This is a genomic window from Streptococcus sp. HMSC078H03 (assembly GCF_001808655.1).
Taxonomy (GTDB): Bacteria; Bacillota; Bacilli; order Lactobacillales; family Streptococcaceae; genus Streptococcus; species Streptococcus salivarius_G.
In genome coordinates, this window is record NZ_KV794114.1 from 11,013 (window position 1) to 11,791 (window position 779).

At 35.7% G+C, this 779-nt stretch carries 1 pseudogene; it reads right to left on the reverse strand.

From position 1 onward, the window contains the following. Positions 1 to 311, reverse strand: a pseudogene (locus HMPREF2607_RS10660) (hypothetical protein); the annotation flags it as partial. Between the last annotated feature and the right edge of the window lie 468 nt (positions 312 to 779).

The window sequence follows — 779 nt, forward strand, 5'->3', positions numbered from 1 at the left end:
TCACTGGTAGTTTCAGAGCTTGCAGCAGAAGTTGTGGCTTGTTCTGAGACGTTTGTAGTGCTTTCAGTGCTAGCTACATTTTCAGTAGTTGCAGGAGCTTCAACAACTTTAGTTTCGACAAGATCAGCTGTGGTTTCCGCATTGGAAGTGGTAGCAGCAGTCACATCAAGGTTTGATGCGTTGTCAGCTTTAGCTTCCTCAGCGAAGGCAGGTTTTGCGATAAAGGCAAAACTTGCAAGAGCAGTTGCACATGAGAATGCAATCAGACGTTTTGTGGACTTTTGTCCAGTAAAATTAGAATGTACTTTCATAATTTTTCCTCCATTTCCTAAGTCCTATTATAGCGCTATTTTAGAGACTTTCAAGAAAATATAAGAAATTTAGACAAAAATAAGAAAACGATTACATTGTAAGGTGACTAACAAGGTAAATGTCACAATTTTAGCAGTCATAAGAGTAAAAAAACAAAAAAATCCAGGACCTATGCCCTGGATTTAGGAGATTATGAAAAAGAAAAGTTTTAGGATGGTTATAGTATATAAAGTAAAGCCTAAAGTTTTCTTAAAGTGGACAAAATTAATTTTCGTGGATTTTAAAAAGGAAGTTAAAATTAATCAACTTCCTTTAGTTAGATATCTGAGAGAAAAACTTAGTCTATTTCCTAAATTCTTTACAATTGCTTCGCACGTCCATTTTCATCAAAGTGATAAGTAACACCATTGATGGTACGGGTTTGGTTGGTTACGAGCTCACCAGAGTTTTCGTCATAATAACGAGTT